This window comes from Microcystis sp. M_QC_C_20170808_M3Col (assembly GCF_007095505.1).
GTDB lineage: Bacteria > Cyanobacteriota > Cyanobacteriia > Cyanobacteriales > Microcystaceae > Microcystis.
Window position 1 is genome coordinate 1 of sequence record NZ_SFBY01000399.1, and the last position, 4,521, is coordinate 4,521.

General features: G+C 44.4%; 5 protein-coding genes. 4 read left to right on the top strand and 1 reads right to left on the bottom strand.

What is annotated here, in order from left to right; genetic code table 11:
- The first annotated feature begins 150 nt into the window (after positions 1-150).
- A complete protein-coding gene (locus EWV84_RS18385) occupies positions 151-744 on the top strand; it encodes a PEP-CTERM sorting domain-containing protein (RefSeq protein WP_287079215.1) in 594 nt (197 codons plus the stop codon).
- 140 nt (positions 745-884) lie between these two features.
- On the opposite strand, the gene EWV84_RS18390 is transcribed toward EWV84_RS18385, so the two are convergent.
- Positions 885-1,856 carry an RpnC/YadD family protein gene (locus EWV84_RS18390; RefSeq protein WP_287079216.1) on the bottom strand — a complete coding sequence of 324 codons (972 nt, stop codon included), beginning with the start codon at positions 1,854-1,856 and terminating at the stop codon, positions 885-887.
- 346 nt (positions 1,857-2,202) lie between these two features.
- Here EWV84_RS18390 and EWV84_RS18395 point away from each other — a divergent pair, with 346 nt between their 5' ends.
- The 3 genes from EWV84_RS18395 (at position 2,203) to EWV84_RS18405 (ending at position 4,382) form a co-directional block, all read left to right on the top strand.
- Positions 2,203-2,910, top strand: coding sequence for an SIMPL domain-containing protein (locus EWV84_RS18395; RefSeq protein WP_287079217.1), 708 nt, complete (start codon positions 2,203-2,205; stop codon positions 2,908-2,910).
- Between the two features lie 164 nt (positions 2,911-3,074).
- A complete protein-coding gene (locus EWV84_RS18400; RefSeq protein ID WP_287079219.1) occupies positions 3,075-3,962 on the top strand; it encodes an alpha/beta fold hydrolase in 888 nt (295 codons plus the stop codon).
- A gap of 42 nt (positions 3,963-4,004) precedes the next feature.
- A complete protein-coding gene (locus tag EWV84_RS18405; protein WP_287079220.1) occupies positions 4,005-4,382 on the top strand; it encodes a hypothetical protein in 378 nt (125 codons plus the stop codon).
- Positions 4,383-4,521: the final 139 nt, after the last annotated feature.

Consider the following 4,521-nt stretch of genomic DNA (forward strand, 5'->3'; position numbering starts at 1 on the left):
TAATATGGACGTTTACGACCAGCGATGCTAGGGTCAAGCTGAAACATCTTTATCCTGTGTTTGAGGAGGAGGAATCGGGAGAATCTATTGCACCAAATTAGCTGAAACAGTCCACTAGGAGCAGTTTTTGGGGCGGTTGTCTCCGCCCCGATGGTAGCATATTCCTTTCCCATAGCATCCCCAGGCACTGAAGGGATAAAAGTGTTGGTAAGTAATACTTCTCCAATAATAGCCACTTATGAGGGCAATTCTGCCTGGTTCAGCAACAGTTTGTACTTAATGCGTGATGGATTAGGCAACCCTGGTGACGATGGAGATTTTTCTAACGATCTTTTTATCTTCAATAATCACTCTTCGACAGTGGGTAGTACGGTATCATTGGGTTCTTTTTCTATCGGTACTGAATTGATATTCCGACTGTTTGTCCAAAATACAGGGGATAACTTTTTTAACGGACCCGCTAGCCGAAATCCAGACAACAAGACTCATGCCAGAGTGCAAGAAAACTGGATGCCAAACAAAACTTTAGTCAGCTTTGAAGATCTGTTTAATGGTCCATTTGATTACAATGACCTGAGCTTCTCTTTTACCAACACTTTTACCAACACTGGTACTATGCTAGTTCCCGAACCCACCTCAACCCTCAGCCTCCTCGCCCTCGGCACTCTAGGCGCAGCCTCAACCCTCAAGCGCAAATTGAAGACTTCCAAATCGACAGAAAAAGAAACCACAAAAGTATCTTAATACCATCAATAAAATCCGACAATTCCCCTTCATTAATTGGAGGGGTTTTTGAGTAACGCACAGAAAACGGGTTTCTCCGAGAAACCCGTTTTCTATTAATGCTTGGGGATAGTTATTGATAGCTTAGGGAGATTAAAAGTTTAATTTTCCCTGAATCTTTCTAACAGTTCTGAGCGAGATAAATTAGCCAGAGAAAGAAGTAACCCAGTGCGTTCGGAGACGGGAAGTTGGGCAATCTGTTCCACCAGACCAGATAATTCTGCATCTAGGCTGCCAAAGCGTCCTTCCAGAAGACTGGTTATCAGCGATAGTTGTCCTTCTAAACTGCCTCGTTGTATCCCTTCTTGCATCCCTTCTTGTATCCCTTCTTGTATCCCTTCTTGTTTCCACTCTTCCCGTTGTTTTAGATAAGCTGGTGATAGGTTCATAATGTCCTCCTGTTCTTCGGTACTTAAATTATCTCTTAATTCCAAACTCTGCCGCCAGTTGGCCAGAATTTCCAGTAAATTCTCTTGGAAAGGATTACCTTCAGGCAATTGCACTAATTCTTCTACTGCTCGTTTCTGTGTCCCTCCTTTCCCTAGTACCCTCAACCATAAAGTCTCCTCATTGACTGGTAATTGATGGATGGCAACAATTCCTGTTTTGAACAGGCTAGGGGAAAAATAAACTCCTTTTCCCCACTCCTCTTTCATCCCCTCTTCCGGTAGGAATGAAGGGGGGATTCCCACGAATTCTTCAATCATTCTCGCTGAAAAAGTAGGCGTTAAAATCCAGAGAAATGGTAGTTCAGCTTCTGTTAGAGTTTTGCTTGTCCGTTTCGCCTTCCTTAAGACCTCGCCATGAACCGCATATAACTTTGAGATGCAACTGCGAATCTCTACCTCGGAGGGTGGGTTACGGAAAGGTTCAAATAAGCAGCAAGTCGCCGCCATTTTACCCAGTAACCCCAAGGGTAATTCAGTCCTTGATGCTGAACTGGCTGGTTCAAACCAGACATCGATTTCTTGGACTTCACTCTTGACTTTCTTGCTCTTTTTAATCGTCCCTAGAGACGCTAAGAGTTCCTCTAAATATTCCTTGGCAAATTGGTCGTGAATTTGGCGAGTCATTGAAGTGGATAATTAAGCCGAGAAAGTACAATAATAATCTTGTTAGATCATAGCAAGTTTTGAGAATTTATCTTTTTAATCAACTAGGTTTCAATTAAAGATAATGCAGGACATTTAGGGCTGGACGTAACTTCTCTGGCCCGTTGATGCCAAGAACAGCGTTGATCGGATAGATGAGGTACAATAGCAGCGGTGTACGAACCAATCTTGCTTAAAGGCCTCTTCTCAAGTTCCCAGAGCTTAGTCACCAATATTCCGAAAGTGACGGAAAAGGGATAATCTTCCACTCAATTGCCCAAAATAAAGGCTAGAATCGAAATATAGTATCGATCGCTACGGATTTTTCATGAATTACAGAAAATTTTGCTTGGCTTTTTTGCTGTCCCTTATCCTCATCAACACCGGATTAGTTATGCCTAGTTACGCAAACACAAGAGAATTGAGGACAATTACCGTGACGGGAGAAGGAATAGAAAATATCGCCACTTCTCAAGCAATAGTGCGCTTAGGGGTAGAAGTTCAAGGCAAAGAAGCGGGGAAAGTGCAGCGGGAAGTCGCCAGTCGTAGTGATGCGGTAGTTAAATTTCTCCGTTCCCGTCAAGTGGAAAAATTGGAAACCACCGGCATTAGTTTACAGCCCAATTACGACTTCAGCAACAATCAAAGACGTTTAATCGGTTATATCGGGGCTAATTTGATTAGTTTTCAGATTGATATAGCCGAAGCGGGTAGTTTAATCGATGAAGCGGTGAAAGTCGGGGCAACACGCATCGATGGGGTGAGTTTTACTGCTGGCGAATCAGCGATCGCAGCTGCCCAAAGAACTGCCCTCATCAAAGCCACGGAACAAGCTAGAGAACAGGCGACAATCGTGTTACAAGCCCTCGGTTTATTGCCGAAAGAAACGGTTTCTATCCAAGTGGGTAATACTGGTAATCCCGTGCCAATAGCCCGCTCAGAAGCGGTTTTTCGGAGTGCCGATGCTGCCAGTAGCCCGGTTATCGGAGGGGAACAAACCCTGCGCGCTGCTGTCACCCTCGAAATTAGCTATTAACATCTGTAGCTAGAGACAATTAATTACACATATCTAACTGCCTCTTGCCTCTTGCCTATCTTCACTAGGAAATTAATTTTGCACGACTACTTAACTACACATATCTAAACACCTCTTGCCTCTTGCCCCTTGCCTGTTGCCTCATCAAACTTTCGCCCTCATCCGTGAATTATCCTAACTTTTTACCCACTGTTAGCGAGGGATTGAGCGAAGATACCTCCCTTGCTCTCCTCCAGAATATCCAGCAAATTGCCATCGATAGCCCTATCTATCCTCGATCGATCCTAACCACCTATAGTCAACAAGGGCAAGGTCAACCGCCTTTTCTCCTCCTACACGGTTTTGATAGTTCCCTGCTGGAATTTCGGCGTTTACTACCTTTACTCGCCCAAAATAGGGAAACTTGGGCGATAGATCTACTCGGCTTCGGTTTTACTGAGCGATCGCCAGATTTGGAAGTATCTCCGAAAACTATTAAAAGCCATCTTTACCATTTCTGGCAAACTGCGATCGCCGAACCGATAATTTTAGTCGGTGCTTCCATGGGGGGTGCAGTGGCCCTCGATTTTGCCCTCTCCTACCCGGAAATAGTGGCGAAATTAGTCCTCATTGACAGCGCAGGACTAGCTAATCCCCCGGTCTTGGGTAAATTGATGTTTTCTCCCCTCGATAAGTGGGCAACTAATTTTTTAGCCAATTCCCGCGTGCGTCAAAATATCAGTCGTACCGCCTATTTTGATCAAACTTTGGCCACTGTTGATGCTTGCACCTGTGCTAATCTGCACCTGAATTGTCCCCACTGGAGTGAGGCTTTAATCTCTTTTACCAAAAGTGGCGGTTATGGGGGATTTTTGCCGAAATTAAGCCAAATAAACCGAGAAACGCTGATTATTTGGGGCGAAAACGATCAAATTTTAGGCACAAAAGACGCGAAGATATTTCAGCAGGCCTTACCCAATAATCAACTGGTCTGGATTCCTCACTGTGGTCATGTTCCCCACCTCGAAAAACCAGAACTTACCGCAGCCGCGATAGTTAAATTTGCGAGCTAAAAACTTATAATGGGATTATTTGACGCTATAGTGCCAACTTTTATGAAATTTTTGCCGATCGCTCTCGCTTCATTCAGCCTTCTGAGTTTATCTGTCAATATTCCTGCTACCGTAGCCACACAACAGCTTTTTTGTCGAGGTCGCATGAATAACGGTTGGTTCTATTCGGCAGAATTTCTCAATGGACGTTTTGAACGCATTCGCTGGACGCGTTCCGGTCAACCTCCCCAAGTTTCTAGCCTTAGTTTTAAAAATACTAACAACAAAGGACAACCGATTTATCGTGGCAGTTTATTCGCCGCAGTCAGTGTGACTCTGATAGACTTATCGAAAGGAGATGTCCGTCCAGGTTCGCAAATTTCCGTGGGAGTGGAAGAATGGGGTTGGTCGCGGGGAAACTGCGGTCTTTCTAACCGATAATAATCGACACCTCCAAAGGCTTATCGAAAATTTGGGTTAAAACCCCGTCCTTTTAGGACGGCTTTAAGCTACAATGGGAAAAGCGATAACCAAGCTAAAAACTGAACCTTGACAACAGATAGTAGGGGGTTTCGTTCAG

Coding starts and splice junctions, on each gene's coding strand:
- EWV84_RS18385 (WP_287079215.1), top strand. CDS start 151: ATGGTAGCATATTCCTTTCCCATAGCATCCCCAGGCACTGAAGGGATA.
- EWV84_RS18390 (WP_287079216.1), bottom strand. CDS start 1,856: ATGACTCGCCAAATTCACGACCAATTTGCCAAGGAATATTTAGAGGAA.
- EWV84_RS18395 (WP_287079217.1), top strand. CDS start 2,203: ATGAATTACAGAAAATTTTGCTTGGCTTTTTTGCTGTCCCTTATCCTC.
- EWV84_RS18405 (WP_287079220.1), top strand. CDS start 4,005: ATGAAATTTTTGCCGATCGCTCTCGCTTCATTCAGCCTTCTGAGTTTA.